This is a genomic window from Acidovorax sp. (assembly GCF_034519795.1).
Classification (GTDB): Bacteria; Pseudomonadota; Gammaproteobacteria; order Burkholderiales; family Burkholderiaceae_C; genus Acidovorax.
Genome location: NZ_JAXHOB010000012.1, coordinates 1 through 16906 on the forward strand (window position 1 = coordinate 1; position 16906 = coordinate 16906).

Sequence of the window (16906 nt, forward strand, 5' to 3'; positions counted from 1 at the left end):
GCAGGCGCCCGCCCTGGCTGCCGATGCACCCACCGTGCAACTGCTGGGCAGCGGCACCATCCTGCGCGAATCCTTCTTCGCCCAGGAACTGCTCGAAAAGGAATGGGGCGTGGCTGCCAGCATCTGGAGCTGCCCGAGCTTCAACGAACTGGCCCGCGACGGCCAGGACGTGGAGCGCTGGAACCTGCTGCACCCGACCGAGACGCCACGCGTCTCCTTCGTTGCCGAGCAACTGGGCAAGACCACGGGCCCCGTGGTCGCCTCCACCGACTACATGAAGAACTACGCCGACCAGATCCGCTCGTTCATCCCCGCCGGCCGTACCTACAAGGTGCTCGGCACCGACGGCTTCGGCCGCAGCGACTTCCGCAGCAAGCTGCGTGAGCACTTCGAGATCAACCGCCACTACATCGTCGTCGCGGCGCTCAAGGCGCTTTCCGAAGAAGGCAAGGTGCCCGCCACCAAGGTGGCCGAGGCCATCGCCAAGTACAACATCCAGGCCGACAAGGTCAACCCGCTCTACGCGTAAATCGAACCGGAGACAACAATGGCATTGGTAGACATTCAAGTCCCGGACATCGGTGACTTCGACGAAGTCGGCGTGATCGAATTGCTGGTCAAGCCCGGCGACACGGTCAAGGCCGAGCAGTCGCTGATCACGGTCGAGTCCGACAAGGCGTCGATGGAGATCCCGTCGAGCCACGCAGGCGTGGTCAAGGAGGTCAAGATCGCCGTGGGCGACAAGGTCAAGCAGGGCTCCGTGGTGCTCACGCTGGAAGTGGCAGGCGAAGCGGCTGCGGCTCCCGCTGCTGCCGCACCCGCACCAGCCGCCGCATCTCCCGCACCGGCCCCTGCCGCTGCGGCGCCTGCTCCGGCGGCTGCTGCCTCGGCAGCAACATCCGGCCCGGTGGAAGTGCGCGTGCCCGACATCGGCGACTTCAAGGACGTGGCCATCATCGAGATGCTGGTCAAGGTCGGCGACACGGTCAAGGTCGAGCAATCGCTGTTCACCGTCGAGTCCGACAAGGCCTCCATGGAGATCCCGTCGCCCGCCGCCGGCGTGCTCAAGGAACTCAAGGTCAAGATTGGCGACACCGTGAACATCGGCGATCTGGTGGCGATCCTCGAAGGTGCCGCCGCGCCCGCGGCATCCGCACCAGCACCCGCAGCGGCGCCTGCCGCGCAGGCACCGGCAGCCGCCGCCCCCGCCCCCGCGCCGGCATCGGCACAGGCCGCAGCTGCCCCGGCGCCTGCCGCCGCATCGGTGCCCGCCCACCAGCCCGGCGGCCCCGTGACGGGCCTGCCCCACGCATCGCCTTCCGTGCGCAAGTTCGCCCGCGAACTCGGTGTGCCGCTCGAAGAGGTCAAGGGCTCCGGCCCCAAGGGCCGCATCAGCCAGGACGACGTGCAGGCCTTCACCAAGCAGGTGATGAGCGGCGCCACCCAGACCAAGGCCCAGGCCGCCAAGGCACCTGCTGGCGGCGGTGGTGGTTCCGGCGCAGGCCTGGACCTGCTGCCCTGGCCCAAGGTCGACTTCAGCAAGTTCGGCGCTGTCGAGCGCAAGGACCTCTCGCGCATCAAGAAGATCAGCGGCGCCAACCTGCACCGCAACTGGGTGATGATCCCCCACGTCACCAACAACGACGAGGCCGACATCACCGAGCTCGAAGCCTTCCGCGTCTCCACCAACAAGGAGAACGAGAAGAGCGGCGTCAAGGTGACCATGCTGGCCTTCGTGATCAAGGCCGTGGTGGCCGCGCTCAAGAAGTTCCCCGAGTTCAACACCAGCCTGGACGGCGACACCCTGGTCTACAAGCAGTACTACAACATCGGCTTTGCGGCAGACACGCCCAATGGCCTGGTGGTGCCCGTGCTCAAGGATGCCGACAAGAAGGGCATCATGCAGATCAGCACGGAAATGGGAGACCTCGCCAAGAAGGCCCGCGACGGCAAGCTCGGCTCGGCCGACATGCAGGGCGGCTGCATGTCGATCAGCTCGCTGGGCGGCATTGGCGGCACGCACTTCACTCCCATCATCAACGCGCCCGAAGTGGCCATCCTGGGCCTGTCCAAGGGCCAGATGAAGCCGGTGTGGGACGGCAAGCAGTTCGTGCCGCGCCTGGTGCTGCCGCTGTCGCTGTCGTACGACCACCGCGTGATCGACGGTGCCAGCGCTGCGCGCTTCAATGCCTATCTGGGCCAGGTGCTGGCGGACTACCGCCGCATCCTGCTGTAACGAGGAGACCCTGGTATGGCAATCATTGATATCAAGGTTCCCGACATCGGCGACTTCGACGAAGTCGGCGTCATCGAAGTGCTGGTCAAGCCCGGCGACACCATCAAGGCCGAACAGAGCCTGATCACCGTGGAGTCCGACAAGGCCTCCATGGAGATCCCCTCCAGCCACGCTGGCGTGGTCAAGGAGCTCAAGGTCAAGATCGGCGACAAGGTTGCCCAAGGCGCCGTGGTGCTGACGCTGGAGGCAGCGGATGCCGCCTCGGCACCAGCACCCGCTGCGGCATCTGCGGCTGCGCCAACGGCGGCAGCGCCGGCTGCTGCTGCACCTGCTACCCCCGCACCCCAGGCCTCGAGCTTTGGCGGCACGGCCGACCTCGAATGCGACCTGCTCGTGCTCGGCGCCGGTCCCGGCGGCTACAGCGCCGCCTTCCGCGCGGCCGACCTCGGCCTCAAGGTCGTGCTGGTCGAGCGCTACGCCACCTTGGGTGGCGTGTGCCTGAACGTGGGCTGCATCCCATCGAAGGCCCTGCTGCATGTGGCGGCTGTCATGGACGAAGTGAGCCACATGGCCGACCTGGGCGTGAGCTTCGGCGAACCCACGCTGGACATCGACAAGCTGCGCGGCCACAAAGAGAAGGTCATCGGCAAGCTGACCGGAGGCCTGGCCGCCATGGCCAAGATGCGCAAGGTCACCACCGTGCGCGGCCTGGGCCAATTCGTCGGCGCCCACCACCTCGAAGTGGAAGAAACCAGCGGCGCCACCGGCCAGGAGAAGACGGGCAGCAAGAAGGTCATCGCCTTCAAGAACGCCATCATCGCCGCCGGCAGCCAGGCCGTGCGCCTGCCCTTCATGCCCGACGACCCGCGCGTGGTGGACTCCACCGGCGCGCTGGAGTTGAAGGAAGTGCCCAAGCGCATGCTCATTCTGGGCGGCGGCATCATCGGCCTGGAAATGGGCACGGTGTACAGCACCCTGGGTGCGCGCCTGGATGTCGTGGAAATGATGGACGGCCTGATGCAGGGCGCCGACCGCGACCTCGTCAAGGTCTGGCAGAAGATGAACGCCAAGCGCTTCGACAACATCATGCTCAAGACCAAGACGGTGGGGGCCAAGGCCACGCCCGAAGGCATCGAGGTGACGTTTGCCGCAGCGGAAGAGGGTGGCACCGCGCCAGCCCCGCAGACCTATGACCTGGTCCTCCAGGCCGTGGGCCGCACCCCCAACGGCAAGAAGATCGCCGCCGAGAAGGCCGGGGTGGCTGTCACGGACCGTGGCTTCATCAACGTCGACATCCAGATGCGCACCAACGTGCCGCACATCTTCGCCATCGGCGACATCGTGGGCCAGCCCATGCTGGCGCACAAGGCGGTGCATGAAGCGCATGTGGCAGCCGAAGTCATCGCCGGCGAGATCCAGGGCAACAAGGAGCTGGCCAGCGCTGCCTTCAACGCCCGCGTGATTCCGAGCGTCGCCTACACCGACCCCGAAGTGGCCTGGGTGGGCCTGACCGAAGACCAGGCCAAGGCCCAGGGCATCAAGGTCAGGAAGGGCCTGTTCCCCTGGACGGCATCGGGACGGGCGATTGCCAACGGCCGCGACGAGGGCTACACCAAGCTCCTGTTCGACGACAGCCCCGAGGCGCACGGCCACGGCAAGATCCTGGGCGGCGGCATCGTGGGCACCCACGCCGGCGACATGATCGGCGAGATCGCGCTGGCCATCGAGATGGGCGCGGACGCGGTGGACATCGGCAAGACCATCCACCCGCACCCCACGCTGGGCGAGAGCATCGGCATGGCGGCGGAGATTGCGCATGGCAGCTGCACGGATGTGCCGCCGCAGAAGAAGTAAGCAATAAGCAAGCCGCTCCATTCCAGCAAAGCCGCATATGCCTTCGGGCATGGGCGGCTTTTTTGTGCGCCATGAATCCGTGAACAAATCGACAGATGCAAATTTATGCGACCTCGGCTGCACAAATGTCGGGGTTGGTGAAGGTTAGGATCCGAGATGGTTCTTGCACCCCCCACCATGGCCTATCAGCAGCACTTCATCCGCCAGACCGGCACCCAGCCACCCGCCCATGTACGCATGACCGTCGATGGCAACATGGTGCACACGGCTGAACTGCAGCCCACGCAGGCGGACGCTCCCGGTGCGGTCTGGGAGCCGCTGCACACGAAGACATGCCGCAACGCCTTCGAGGCCGCCATGCATGCCAATGGCGAGGAATGGAACCGGCTGGGCGCAGGCTGGCAGTTGGCCTCCGCAGTCGGAGAACCGCAGCCCGCACATCCAACCGATCTCAGGCCGGTGAACCCGGGCAGTCTCAGTAGGCTGGCAGAGGACCGGGACTTCGACTGGAGCAGCTATTTCGAGTACGCGGTGTGCCGCATCGCCGAGGTCTGGGAGTGGGACAAGCCCCAGCGCGCAGCCGAACTGCGGGTGCGCATGACGCCGGTGCAGATGGCCCTGTGGTCCATTGCCAATGCCGATGGACAGATCTGCAATGGCGGCTTCTCGCAGTTCTTCTACAACAGCTACGGCGAATTGGCGCACGAGGCGCTCTCAGGATTCGAGTTGCTGGGCCTGGCGCAGTACGCTGACATCCTGCGCGCCGCCTATGCGGTCTTCCCCGATCAGCGTATCCCCAAGGACCGGGACGAGCGCGTCGCCATCCTCGAAGCGCTGACGCTGGACGATGATTCTGTCAGCCCCCGCCTGCAGGCCGCGAGCAACGGCATAGAACATGCCTCGGCCATCTTCAAGGGCACCGAGGACCTCTGGGACGAACTCGAGACCCGTTACTACGCGCTGATCCACCAGAAAATCGGGGTGCGAGGCTACAACGCGGCCTTCTACAAGCCGTTGTGCGAGTGCATCGAAGCACGGGCCCACGAGGTTTTCCGGTAGCCGCCCGGCGCGCCATTGCGCACAATCCGCTGATCCCGTTACATTTTCGGGGGCCTGCCGCTTCCATGAGCACCATCGTCCAGATCTTCGACCGCATCACGGCCACCGACGTACCCACCGCCCTGGCTGCGTGCCAGCGCGACCAGCGGGCCACGCCCCGGGTGGTGGCCATGTTCGACCAGTTCCTGCGCGAGGTGCAGTGCTACTACCCGCTGGCCGCTGGTGCCAACGGCGTGGCGCAGCCCCTGATCTGGACAGAGGGCCTGCCGTTCGGGCCGCTGGACCACTGGCCCCTGAACCTGGGTGTCGACGTGCAGGCGCTCGATGCCACGGTGCTCTCCACCCTGGGCCATGTGGCGGCCGACGCCGGGCTGCAGCTGTTCGAGCCGCAGGGCGGGGCGCTGTACCGGCTGGACCGCCAGGTGGTCTACGAGGACGGCACGGTCGAGCCCTTTGCCGAACGCGCCCTGCGGGTGGAGCCGCCCAGGGTGCAGGCCGCGCCCGGCAGCTTTGCCCCGGCGCGGGTCCCGCACAGCCTGGACATGCTGTGCGGCGCACTGATGGAGCGGCTTACGCCCCTGGGCTTCGAGGTCCACCCCCATCCGGTGAACTCACGCGCGCGCCTGGTGCAGCGCAGCCATGGCCCTACGGTGCAGGCATTTTTCATACAGGTGCAGCCCGAGCATGACCGACAGTACATCCATTGCGCCGTGCACTGGTGGCTGCCCAGTGTGCGCGAGGCCTGGCTGGCGCGCCTGGACGAGATCGGCGGGCCCGAACTGCGCAGCCGCATCAAGGCCTTCATCCCCGACTACGAACGCAGCCTGAACGATTTTCAGCAGATCCCCTGGCACCGCAACCCGCGCCTGGGCCAGAACGAGCTGCGCAGCGCGCACGACCTGGACGAGTTTGCCAAGGCCCTGGCCTTCTGGGCCGCCGAGCGCGCCATCCTCTGGCAGGACGCGCCCAAGGACATGGCGGCCCTGGGCAAGCTGCTGCTCTCGGTGGACCAGGTCAGCCGCGTGCTCAGGGATGGCGAAAGCGGCGTGCACGGCCTGTTCACCTTGCAGGAGCAGATGGCCCTGCTGGTGCTGGCATTGCACTGCAAGACACCCTTGCGCGACGTCTGGGTCGAAACCCTGCGCCACCGCCAGCGCGTGACGCAGCATGTGCAGTGGAAACCCGTGAGCGGCAACGATGGCAATGCCTTGTTCGACGCGATTCTCCAAAGCCTGATCGAGCGGCCCCCTGTGCTGGGCGCCTGATCCAACCCACCTTTTTGCATGACTTCCGACAACGACATTGAAACCCGCGCCTGGAATCTGGTGCACGCCTACCTGGCCGATGCCTCTCCCGCTGCCTGGCATGTGTTCGCTGCGCGCTCCAACTACGACGGCAACAAGCAGGCCCTGCGCTGGCTGCTCGACCAGCCCAAGCTGGACCGGGGCACTGCGCTGCTGATCTACTGGTACCTGGGGGCCGCCTGGCATGTGCAGTTCACCTCGGCAGAGCAGGCGCTGAGCCCCGAAACCTTCACGCTGCTGCGCCTGATCGAGGAGCGCTATGCGGCGGGCTTCTATGAGGCAGGCAACATCTGGTTCGACCCGCACACCTCCGAAGGCGGCCGGCCCGATGACTACCCCAAGGTGCCGGTGGTGCGGCCTGTGCCAGCGATCATGCTGGAGCCGGTCAACGGCAGCGAGTTCGTTGAGCTGGACCCGGCGGGCTTTGACGAAGGCGTGCCACTGAGCGTGGCGGTGGCGCTGTATGCGCTGTTCGAGGAGAGCGAAGACTGATAACGTCCTCCGGTTCAGCGTCCCGGGCCGTCGATCGTGTCGCCGTCTGCGCGGTGTGAGCCCACCCCGACACCCAGGGCCATGCCGCCCATGCCGGCCCCGCCAGAGCCACCCGCGCCACCGGCGCCTGCACCCCCTCCACGCCCACCGCCGGGCTCGGCATTGCCTGCGCCTCCCGCTCTCCTGCCCGCCGCCCCGCCGCTTGCGGCCGGGCGCAGAGGGCCCTGGTTGGGTATGGCCACCGCAGCAGGGATGGGCTCCAGGTCCAGCGCCGAGCGGATGAAATGGCGCAGGGACACGACCAACTGCGCGGTCTCGATGCTGCGCCCGGCCACCATGTCCTGCGCGGCCTTGGCGGCCAATTCCACCTGCTCCTCCGTACCGAGCAGGATCACGTCGGACAGGGCAGCCTCCACGGCGTCGCGCACGCGGCGCTGGCGCTCGGTGCTGTTCGGGGCAAGGGAGGGGAGGGCAGGCGCCTGCACCTCGGAGGCATCTTTTTCCTCAGGGCCGGCCATGGCCATCTGCACGGCGCTGTCATGCACCTGCTGGCGACGCAGGTCGCGCATGTGCGTGGGGTGCACCTGCAGCTGGCCGGTGAACGAGCCGCCCAGCGTCTTGTACGCAGCGATCAGGGTCTTGAGGCGTTCGTTGATCTGGCGGTTCTCACGCTCGCGCCGTTTCTGGATGGTCTGCATGAACACCAGGCGCGTGCCCACCATGACCAGGGTGGCCACCAGCAGGCCCATGAGCGTGGCGAGCAGGGTGGACCAGGAACTGAAGTCGAGCAGGTTGCGCATGCGGAAAGCTGAGGGCGGACGGTGCGCCATCCTAAAGGCAAGTCAGCTGCCGCCCTGTAGGCGGGGGCCCCAGCCAGCCCCAGGGATGCTTTGCGATGGGGCGCCGGCCGTCACCCCCCGTTTCTCAATCGGCAGTCAGTCCCAGGCGCTTCACCACGGGTTCCCAGCGGGCCATTTCCTGGGTCAGCGTCGCCTGTGCCTGCGCGCTGGTGGTCCCCAGGGCCGTCACGTCGCTGTTTTGCAGCTTGGCACGCACGTCCCGCAGCTTCATCACCTCCTGCGCCCGTTTCGCCAGTTCGGCGATGACGGCGGGTGGCGTGCCCTTGGGGGCCTGCAGCACCAGCCGGAAGCTCACGTCCAGGCCTGGCTGCTTCAGGGCCTGGGCCAGCGTGGGCACCTCGGGCGCCAGCGGCGATGGCGTGGCCGAGGAGACGGCCAGTGCCGTGAGCTTGCCGGCCCGCACATGCGGCAGCACGGTGGGTGTGGCAAGGAAGCCGCATTGCACTTCGCCGGCCAGCACCGCCTGCGTAGCGGGCGCGGGCCCGCGGTAGGGGATGTGCTCCATGCGTGCGTGCGCCGCATCCAGGAACATCTCGGTCGCCAGGTGGCCCGGCACACCCGGTCCGCCGGAGCCGTACATGATGCGCTCGGTCTTGCTCTTGGCCACCAGCTCGGCCACCGTCTTCACACCCACCGAAGGGTGGCACACCAGCATCTGCGAAAAGCTGCCGATGATGGAAACGTTCACCAGATCGGTCTTGGGATCGAAATCGCGGTTCTTGTAGATATGTGGGTTGACCGTGAGCACCGTGTCCGGGCTGAGGACCAGGGTGGCGCCGTCGGGTTCCGCCTTGGCTGCCGCCATGGCGGCCAGGTTGTTGCCGGCACCGGGGCGGTTGTCCACGATCACGGGTTGCTTGACCAGCTTGCCCAGTTGGTCGGCGAACAGCCGCGCCGTGATGTCCGACGGGGCGCCGGGCGGCGAGCCCACGAAGAGGCGCACGGGTCCGGCGGGCCAGGCCTGGGCCAGCGCGGCGCAGGGCGCCAGCGCAATGAGGCCGATGGCGCTGGCGCTGCGGATCGTCTTGAAAATGCCCATGGATACTCCTTGTTGAAACTCAGTACATCAGCTGGCCGCGGCGGTTCACCACGCCGATGTCCACCCACTGCGTGCCGATGTTCTGGCCGTTGGTGAAATCGAGCGGCAGGCCACCCAGGTCCATGCGCAGCTGCCGCAGCGCGGCCGTCACCTTCTCGGGCGTGGGCGATGCGCCGGCGCGCGAGATGGCCTCCACCGCGACCTGCGCGGCCACGTAGCCGGTCAGGTGCGGGTTGGACGGCTCGGATTTCGGATAGTGGGTGCGCATGGCGGCCCGGAAGTCCCGCGTCAGGCGGGTCTTGTCGGCAGAGGCATTGGGCAGCACCTGCGCCACCCCCACGCCAATCGCCGATTCCAGGGGCGTCTTCTCGATGATGGCCTCGGCCGGCACGTAGGACATGCCATAGACCGGCGTACGGTCGGAGGCTGCACGCACGTCGCGCACCAGCGCCGCGCCGCTGTTGCGCACCAGCACCATCACATAGGCCTGCGCGCCGCTTGCCTGCAGCTGTTTGGCCGTGGCCGCGAGCTGCTCCCCGACCGGCGGCACGGGCACACGGCCGACGACCTCGAGCTTGAGCTGCGCAGCCGCTTCGTCGAAGTGGCCCAGGCCGCTCTTGCCCATGGGGTTGTCCTGATGGGCGACCGACACCTTGCGGATGCCCAGCGTGGACAGGTGCTGCAGGATGTGGCGGATCTGCGCGCGGTCGCCCGCGCTCACATGGAAGATCCACGGGCTGCCGGGGGTGCGCATGGCTTCCGCGCCCGGGGTTGCGCCCACGGCCGGGATCTTCACGCGGTCGAGCACCTTGCTGGATTGCAGTGCCAGCACATTGGCCGAGCCGAACAGGTTGATGAAGGCCAGCGGCTTGTCGCGCGTGGCGATCATCTCGACCAGACGCACGGTATCCTCGGGCTTGTACTGGTCGTCCTCGTGCACGAAGCGGATCTTCTGCCCGTTGACACCGCCCTTGGCATTCACGGTGTTGAAATACGCCATGGCCCCCTCGTAGTTGCCCACGGCGGTCACGGCCAGCGGGCCCTTGGTGGGCGATACCTGGGCGATGACGATGTCCGCATGGGCGGTGGCCACCTGAAGGGCCGCGAACAGGATGAGGGTACGAATGGGCAAGGGCTGACTCCAACGGCATAGAGAACTCTGCGGAGAATTCTTAGGCCTCAGCCGATGGTTCATCTAATGAAGAAAAGAGGAGACATCCCGAATGTTGTGCAATCCCCGTGTGCCGGACGATTTCGTGAATTATCGGTTGCTGCGGCTGTTCGCACTGGCCGGCGCGCCCGTGGTGCGCCTTTGCGAGGGGCGCTACGGTGTGACGCGGCGCGAATTCCGCCTGCTGTGCCTGGTGGTCGACGGTGGCCCCGTGTCCCCGTCGCGCCTGAGCGAATTGGCTCACCTGGACCCGGCCCGCGCGTCGCGTGTCATCGCGGCACTGGCCAGGAAGCGGCTGGTGCGCCGCGAGGTGCAGGACGGCGACCGCCGTTTCGCGCTCATTGCAGCCACACGCGAAGGCGTGGCGCTGCACAAGGAACTGTTTCCGCAGATCGCCGACATCAATCGGGGGGTGGTGTCGGTGCTCGACGCAGGGCAGGTCAAGGCACTGGATCAGATCCTGTCGGTGCTCACGCGCCACGCGGAGGTGGTGAACAGCTCCATCGTGCTGGATGTGGGCGCGGACCGCCAGCGCGGGCGGCGCAGCCCCGATGACGACTTTGCATAGGACTGCAGGCAGGGCGGGGCGTCAGCCAGCCTTGCCCGCCGCCAGGCCCCGGGGCGCCACTGCAGCGGCGGAATCCGCCGGCTTGCTGCGCTTGCTGATCAGCAGCACCCCCGCCAGCACCAGCCCCGCACCCGCCATCTGCCACCAGGACAGCGGTTCGTTCAGCAGCCAGCAGCCGAAGAAGATGGTGAGCATGGGCCCCAGGTTGCCGATCAGCGCGGTGCGGGCGGCGCCGATGCGGCGGATGGCGGCCGAGGTCATGAACACCGGCAGCACGGTGGAGAAGATCGCCATGCCCAGGGCGTGCAGGTACACGGGGGCGGGCTGCGCCAGCGCCGCGACCGGTTGGGTTGCCACGAAGTGCGCCAGCGTGGCCACGGTGGAGACCAGCATGGCCAGCGCGGTGAAGCGCGCCGCGCCCAGGGTGCGGATGGCGGGCTCGCTACCCGCCTGGTAGAAGGCATACGAGACGGCCGAACCGAAGACAAAGCCCGCCCCGATGAGCACGGCCCGGGCATCGCCGGCCACATGCAGGTCGTGCGCAAAGGCCAGGCCGATGCCCGCGTACGACAGCAGCAGCGAGCCGATTTCGCGCCGCGATGCGCGCTTGCCCATGAACAGCACGCCGATCACGATGGTCAGCGTGGGGTACATGAACAGGATCAGCCGCTCCAGGCTGGCCGTGATGTACTGCAGGCCGATGAAGTCGAGAATGCTGGCACCGTAGTAACCCAGCAGGCCCAGGGCCGCGACCCGCAGCCAGTCGCGCCGGGTCAGCGGGGCCAGGCTGCGGCTGGCGCGCCAGCCGACCCAGGCGAACACCGGCAGCGAGAACGCCATGCGCAGCGCCAGCAAGGTGACCGAATCGACCGGCGTGGCCTGGGGCACGGCATAGGCCAGCTTGACGAAGATGGCCTTGAACGAGAAGCCCAGGGCCGCAAGAACGGCCAGGGCCAGGCCGATGCGTTCGGCGGGCCAGTGTTTCCAGAAAGACATGGGGTGGAGGGTTCAATGCATGCGGTTGCCGCGAACGGTATGTGTGCATGCGATAGAGGCTGTGATCAGTGGAATCATGATGCTCTTGGATGTTGCAGGGCACAATTGCTATTCCCGCAAGCATGCGTTCGTCTGTTGCGAACGGTGGCGGGCTCCCGCATGAACTACGACCTGATCGACCTGCGCCTGTTCGTCGCCATTGCCGAAGAACGCAACCTCACCCGTGGGGCTGCGCGCGCCTGTCTGGCCCCGTCATCGGCCAGCCACCGGCTGCGCCGGCTGGAGGATGCGCTCCACACCACCTTGTTCGAGCGGCAGACCCGCGGCGTGCAGCTCACCCGCGCAGGCGAGGCGCTGCTGCGCAATGCGCGCCAGGTGCTGGCCAGCCTGGAGCAGATGCATGCCAACCTCTCGCCCTTTGCCACCGGCATCCGCGGCCATGTGAGCCTGTGGGCCAACACCCATGCCACGCACACCTTTCTGCCCGACGACCTGGCCGGTTTCCTCAGGCAGCACCCGCAGGTCAGCGTGACGCTGGAAGAGCGCACCAGCGCCGAGATCGTGGTGGCCGTGGCCAGTGGCGAGATCGAGGTGGGGGTGCTGGCCGATAGCGGCCACAGCGCGGGGGTGGCGCTGGCGCCGTACCGGCAGGACCGGCTGGTGCTCATCGTGCCCCAGGGCCATGCCCTGTCGGGGCTTGCACAGTTGGGCTTTGCCGAGGTGCTGGATTACGCCTTCGTCATGCTGCATGCGGGGTCGGCCATCCACACCTTCACGATGAATGCGGCCGCCGCGTTGGGCCGGCACCTGGACGTGCGCATCCAGGTGCGCAGCTTCGAGGCCGTCTGCCGCATGGTGGGGGCCGGCGTCGGCATCGGCCTGGTGCCGCGCAGCGCGGTCAAGCTCGCAGGCCTGGCCGACCCGCCCGTGGTGGTGGCCATGGACGAGCCCTGGGCCCAGCGCGACCTGCAGATCTGCGTGCGCAAGGGGGTCGAACTCTCGGGTTTCGCCTCTGCGCTCGTGGAGCATCTGCGCAGCAGCGGCGCCCATCGGGGGCCGGGCCGGTCACCCGGCGAGTAGCAGATTCACCCCCGCGGCCTGCAGTTCCTTGCGGAGGCGGGCGGGCACTGCGGCGGGAACCACCAGGGCGGCCAGCTCGTTGAGCGCTGCCACGGTGAAGGGCGAAGCCGCGCCGAGCTTGTCTGTCGAGGCCAGCACCACGGTCTCGGCCGCGCGGCGATGCAGTGCGCGCTTGACGGCGGCCTCCTCGAAGTCGCCGGTGGTGAGGCCGCCTTCGGCATGCACGCCCGTCACGCCCATCAGGAACAGGTCGGCACGCAGGCGCTCGGCCGCCTCCACCACGCTGGCGCCCACGTTCACCATCGAGTGCCGGTACAGGCGCCCACCCAGGCTCAGCACCTCGATGTGCGTGTGCCCGGCCAACGCCGTGGCCACGGCCGGGCTGTGGGTCACCACCGTGGCTTGCAGGTCGCGGGGCAGGTGCTGCACCACCTGCAGCGAGGTGGTGCCGCCATCCAGAATGACCACCTGCCCGGGCCGCACCAGGGCCGCACCGGCACGGCCGAGCAGGCGTTTTTCGTCGGGTGCCAGCTCCTGGCGCACTTGCAGGTCGCCCACGGCGGCCGAAGCGGGCAGGGCACCGCCGTGCACGCGCTGCAGCTTGCCCTCGGCAGCCAGCTCGCGTAGGTCGCGCCGCACCGTGTCTTCGGAAATGCCCCATTCGTCGCTGAGCGCCTTGGCCACGATCTGGCCCTCGTGCGCCAGCCGCTGGAGGATGAGCTGTTTGCGTTGGGTGGTGAGCATGGTTGCATGAAATTCAATGAAAATGCATGATACTGCACGAGTGCGCTTTTGGAGAAACCCATGCCCGATCCCACGGCGGCTGACCGCCCCTTGCTTGTGCTCATCGCCGGCCCCTACCTCTCGGGCACCGATGGCGACCCCGCCCGCATCGCCGCCAACCGCGAGCGGCTGGAGGCCGCAGCCCTGCCCATCTACCAGCGCGGCCACCTGCCGATGCTGGGCGAGTGGCTGGCGCTGCCCATCATCCATGCGGCCGGTGGGCGGGAGCATGGCGATGCCGTGTTCCATGCCTACCAGTACCCGGTGGCCGAGCGCCTGCTCACGCGCTGCGATGCCGTGCTGCGTTTGCCCGGGGCATCGCGCGGTGCCGATAGGGACGTGGCCCGGGCGCAGGCCCTGGGTCTGCCGGTCTACCACCACATCGACGAACTGCCGGTGCGCGAGGCTGCAGAGGAGGCTGCGGGATGAAGCGGCCCGAGCCTACGCCCCTGCCCGGCGATGCCGAAAACGTCCGGCTGCTGGATGGCCAGGTGCTGTCGGACAGTTGGTACACCCTGCGCAAGATCCACTTCGAGCTGCGCCGCCGCGATGGCCAATGGCAGCGGCTGAGCCGCGAGGCCTATGACCGGGGCAATGGCGCGGCCCTGCTGCTGTGGGACCCGCGCCGCAGCACGGTGGTGCTGACCCGGCAATTCCGCCTGCCGGCCTTCCTGAATGGCTCACCCAATGGCCAGTTGATCGAGGCCTGCGCCGGCCTGCTCGATGGAGAAGAGCCCGAGGCCTGCATCCGCCGCGAGGCCGAGGAGGAGACCGGCTACCGCATCCGCACACCGCGCAAGCTGTTCGAGGCCTACATGAGCCCGGGCTCGGTGACCGAGAAACTGCACTTCTTCGTGGCCGAATACGGGCCAGGCGACCGCGTGCGCGCGGGCGGCGGCGTGGTGGAAGAGGGCGAGGATATCGAGGTCATCGAGATGTCCCTGGCCGAGGCCCTGGCCGCCATCGCCTCGGGCCGCATCCAGGATGGCAAGACCATCATGCTGCTGCAGCACATCGCGCTGTCGTCAGCGAAAAGCACTGGCTGACGCCCGGGTTCAGCCTTTACCTTCGAGCAGCGCGATGATCCGGTTCCAGTGGGGTTCATCCACGGGCGTGATGGACAGGCGGCTGCCTTTTTGCAGCACCCGCAGGTCGGCCAGTTCGGGGTGCTGGCGCAGCTCCGGCAGGCCGAGCAGGCGGGTCTTGCGCAGGGCCTGCACATCCAGCAGCAGCCAGCGCGGCGCATCGGGCGGCGACTTGGGGTCGTGGTAGGGCGAGTCCGGGTCGAACTGGGTGGGGTCGGCCCGTGTGCCGGACGCTACGCGGGCGATGCCGACGATGCCCGGCTCGGCGCAACTGGAGTGGTAGAACAGCACGCCGTCGCCGACCTGCATGCCGTCGCGCATGAAGTTGCGCGCCTGGTAGTTGCGCACGCCGGTCCAGGGCACCGTGGCCTGGGGGGCGGCCAGGGCGTCGTCGATGGAGCATTCCTCGGGCTCGGACTTCATGAGCCAGTGGCGGGGGGTGGCGCTGGAGGGGGATGTCATGGCACCATTCTGGCAAAGAGCGGTGTTCCAAGCCAGCCAACCCAAAACCTCCAGGGGGAAAGGCGTTGCAGCCCGGGCCGGGCGCAGCGAAACATGAGATGGCCAGACAACGACCGACGAACAAGGAAGCGGGCAGCAATGACAAGGCTGACAAGTCCGGCGGCTGGCTGCTGGCGCTTTTTGCACTGCCCTTTGCAGCCATAGGGCTGGGCACGCTGCTGCTGGGCGTGCTGCCCACGCTGTACGACTGGTCGCGCATGCAGGGCTGGCAGCCCGTGCAGGCAAGGCTGGTGGCCGCCGAGGCGATCAGCAGCCGGGGCAGCAAGTCCACCACCTATGGCGTGGAGGCCGAGTACCGCTATCGGGTGGCAGGGCAGGAATACACCTCGCACCGTGTGGCCATCAATGGGGGCAGCGACAACGTGGGGGACTTTCAGCAGAGCCTGGGCAAGCGGCTGGAGGCGGCGCACCGCAGCGGTGCCAGCGTGCAGGCCTGGGTGGACCCCGACAACCCCGCCGATGCGGTGCTCGACAGGAGCCTTCGGGCGGGGTTGCTGGCGTTCAAAATGGTGTTCGTACTGGCCTTTGGCGGTGTGGGCACCGGCCTGCTGGTGGTGGTGTGGCGCACGCGCCGTGCCAAGGTGGTACACGAGCAGATGCCGCCTGCGTCCGCTGACCGCCCTTGGGAGGCACGGCCCGAGTGGGCAGGCAACCAGATCCGCTCGCACCAGAAGGTCGAGCAGTGGGTGGCCTGGGGCCTGGCCGGTTTTTGGAACCTGATTTCCTTGCCCATGGCGGTGGCGGTGGTGCCCGACAGGCTGGCCAGGGGCGACTACCTGGTGGTCGCGGGGGCGTCGCTGTTCCCGCTCATCGGCCTGTTCCTCTTGAGCTGGGCCATCCGTGCCACGCTGAACAACCGGCGCTATGGCGATGTTCGGCTGGCGCTGGACCCGTTTCCCGGCTCCATTGGCGGGCACGTGGGCGCGACCCTGCAGGTGCCCGTCGCGCACGACCCGGGTTTGCGCTTCCTGGTCACGCTGCTCTGCCTGCAGCGGCACCGCACCAGCTCGGGCGGAAAAAGCCAGTCCAGCGAAAGAACGGTTTGGCAGACGCAGGGCCTGGCGCAGGTGCAGCAGGCCGCCCAGGGCGTGGAGCTGGCGTTCCGCTTCGATGTACCGGCGCACCTGCCCGCCACGGAGGAGCCTTCCAGCCAATACCACAGCTGGCGCCTGGACGTGCAGAGCGTTGAAGGCAGCACGGGCGAAAACAGGGCACCCGGCTTCGTGCGGCGCTTCGAGGTGCCGGTGTACATCACGGGTGAGAAGTCGGTCTGGCTCCGGCAAGATGCGGCGCAGCACCCGCAACTGGGCGAGGTGGCCAGGACGGACACGGAGGACATCTCCGATGTGGAGCAGGTGCCCGGCGGCGTGCGGCTGTACTTCCCCTATGGCCGGCGCTGGAAGCTGATGCTGGCGCTGCTCGCGTTCGGCGCCGTCTTTGCGGGCGCGGGCACCTTGCTGTGGAACAGCGAGGCACCGCTGCTGTTCAGCGCACTTTTCGGCGGCATTGGCTGGCTGGTCGTATTGAGTGCGCTCTACGGCCTGGGAAACAGCCTCACGGTACACCTGGATCGCCAGGGCCTGCACACCGAGCGGCGCCTGCTGGGGCTCCTGAGTTTCAAGAGCGAGGCGACGGCGAGCGAGATTGCGCGCCTGGAGCTCAAGGAAAGCTATTCCACCGAGAGCGGCGGCCAGAAGGACACCTATTACCGCCTGCAGGCGGTGCTGACCAGTGGCAAGAGCATCACCGTGGCCGACAGCCTGCGCGGCAAGGCGGCGGCGGGGCAATTGCTGTCCTCCCTGTGCCGCCAGACGGGCTATACCAAGGGATCAGCGCCAGGTTGAGGGGGTGTTGACC

At 67.6% G+C, this 16906-nt stretch carries 17 protein-coding genes; 11 read left to right on the forward strand and 6 right to left on the reverse strand.

Annotated features, from left to right (window positions below):
• The 6 genes from U5N23_RS13560 to U5N23_RS13585 all read left to right on the forward strand — a co-directional run.
• A partial coding sequence (locus U5N23_RS13560) for a transketolase-like TK C-terminal-containing protein (protein WP_416208608.1) occupies window positions 1-529 on the forward strand: 529 nt, incomplete at its 5' end.
• A gap of 18 nt (window positions 530-547) precedes the next feature.
• A complete protein-coding gene (gene aceF / locus U5N23_RS13565) occupies window positions 548-2236 on the forward strand; it encodes a dihydrolipoyllysine-residue acetyltransferase (protein ID WP_322593331.1) in 1689 nt (562 codons plus the stop codon).
• A gap of 15 nt (window positions 2237-2251) precedes the next feature.
• A complete protein-coding gene (gene lpdA / locus U5N23_RS13570; RefSeq protein WP_322593332.1) occupies window positions 2252-4090 on the forward strand; it encodes a dihydrolipoyl dehydrogenase in 1839 nt (612 codons plus the stop codon).
• A gap of 156 nt (window positions 4091-4246) precedes the next feature.
• The gene (locus tag U5N23_RS13575) at window positions 4247-5149 is read left to right on the forward strand and encodes a DMP19 family protein (protein ID WP_322593333.1); all 903 of its coding nucleotides are present in this window, start codon (window positions 4247-4249) and stop codon (window positions 5147-5149) included.
• A 65-nt stretch (window positions 5150-5214) separates the two neighbouring features.
• Complete coding sequence (locus U5N23_RS13580; RefSeq protein WP_322593334.1) at window positions 5215-6414, forward strand: hypothetical protein; 1200 nt, start codon at window positions 5215-5217, stop codon at window positions 6412-6414.
• Window positions 6415-6432: 18 nt separating this feature from the next.
• Window positions 6433-6945, forward strand: a complete 513-nt coding sequence (locus U5N23_RS13585) for a DUF4274 domain-containing protein (RefSeq protein WP_322593335.1) — start codon at window positions 6433-6435, stop codon at window positions 6943-6945.
• Between the two features lie 14 nt (window positions 6946-6959).
• On the opposite strand, the gene U5N23_RS13590 is transcribed toward U5N23_RS13585, so the two are convergent.
• The 3 genes from U5N23_RS13590 to U5N23_RS13600 all read right to left on the reverse strand — a co-directional run bounded on the left by U5N23_RS13590 (window position 6960) and on the right by U5N23_RS13600 (window position 9976).
• Complete coding sequence (locus tag U5N23_RS13590) at window positions 6960-7745, reverse strand: hypothetical protein (RefSeq protein ID WP_322593336.1); 786 nt, start codon at window positions 7743-7745, stop codon at window positions 6960-6962.
• 124 nt (window positions 7746-7869) lie between these two features.
• Window positions 7870-8844 carry a Bug family tripartite tricarboxylate transporter substrate binding protein gene (locus U5N23_RS13595; protein ID WP_322593337.1) on the reverse strand — a complete coding sequence of 325 codons (975 nt, stop codon included), beginning with the start codon at window positions 8842-8844 and terminating at the stop codon, window positions 7870-7872.
• Window positions 8845-8863: 19 nt separating this feature from the next.
• Entirely contained in the window at window positions 8864-9976 is a 1113-nt protein-coding gene (locus U5N23_RS13600) for an ABC transporter substrate-binding protein (RefSeq protein WP_322593338.1), read from the reverse strand.
• Window positions 9977-10067: 91 nt separating this feature from the next.
• Here U5N23_RS13600 and U5N23_RS13605 point away from each other — a divergent pair, with 91 nt between their 5' ends.
• Window positions 10068-10583, forward strand: a complete 516-nt coding sequence (locus U5N23_RS13605; RefSeq protein ID WP_322593339.1) for a MarR family winged helix-turn-helix transcriptional regulator — start codon at window positions 10068-10070, stop codon at window positions 10581-10583.
• Window positions 10584-10604: 21 nt separating this feature from the next.
• On the opposite strand, the gene U5N23_RS13610 is transcribed toward U5N23_RS13605, so the two are convergent.
• Window positions 10605-11579 carry a DMT family transporter gene (locus tag U5N23_RS13610; RefSeq protein ID WP_322593340.1) on the reverse strand — a complete coding sequence of 325 codons (975 nt, stop codon included), beginning with the start codon at window positions 11577-11579 and terminating at the stop codon, window positions 10605-10607.
• Between the two features lie 159 nt (window positions 11580-11738).
• Between U5N23_RS13610 and U5N23_RS13615 the strand changes: the two genes are divergently transcribed.
• The gene (locus U5N23_RS13615) at window positions 11739-12659 is read left to right on the forward strand and encodes a LysR substrate-binding domain-containing protein (protein ID WP_322593341.1); all 921 of its coding nucleotides are present in this window, start codon (window positions 11739-11741) and stop codon (window positions 12657-12659) included.
• Here the strand turns inward: U5N23_RS13615 and U5N23_RS13620 are convergent.
• Window positions 12645-13403, reverse strand: coding sequence for a DeoR/GlpR family DNA-binding transcription regulator (locus U5N23_RS13620; RefSeq protein WP_322593342.1), 759 nt, complete (start codon window positions 13401-13403; stop codon window positions 12645-12647). The genes U5N23_RS13615 and U5N23_RS13620 overlap by 15 nt on opposite strands.
• 60 nt (window positions 13404-13463) lie before the next feature.
• Between U5N23_RS13620 and U5N23_RS13625 the strand changes: the two genes are divergently transcribed.
• Window positions 13464-13871, forward strand: a complete 408-nt coding sequence (locus U5N23_RS13625) for a DUF4406 domain-containing protein (RefSeq protein ID WP_322593343.1) — start codon at window positions 13464-13466, stop codon at window positions 13869-13871.
• Window positions 13868-14488, forward strand: coding sequence for an NUDIX domain-containing protein (locus U5N23_RS13630; protein ID WP_322593344.1), 621 nt, complete (start codon window positions 13868-13870; stop codon window positions 14486-14488). The genes U5N23_RS13625 and U5N23_RS13630 overlap by 4 nt, the downstream gene beginning before the upstream one ends.
• Before the next feature lie 9 nt (window positions 14489-14497).
• Here the strand turns inward: U5N23_RS13630 and U5N23_RS13635 are convergent, their stop codons facing one another.
• A complete protein-coding gene (locus tag U5N23_RS13635; RefSeq protein ID WP_322593345.1) occupies window positions 14498-14989 on the reverse strand; it encodes an EVE domain-containing protein in 492 nt (163 codons plus the stop codon).
• Window positions 14990-15087: 98 nt separating this feature from the next.
• Here U5N23_RS13635 and U5N23_RS13640 point away from each other — a divergent pair, with 98 nt between their 5' ends.
• Window positions 15088-16893: a DUF3592 domain-containing protein gene (locus tag U5N23_RS13640; protein ID WP_322593346.1), complete on the forward strand. Its 1806-nt coding sequence runs from the start codon at window positions 15088-15090 to the stop codon at window positions 16891-16893.
• Window positions 16894-16906 lie beyond the last annotated feature (13 nt).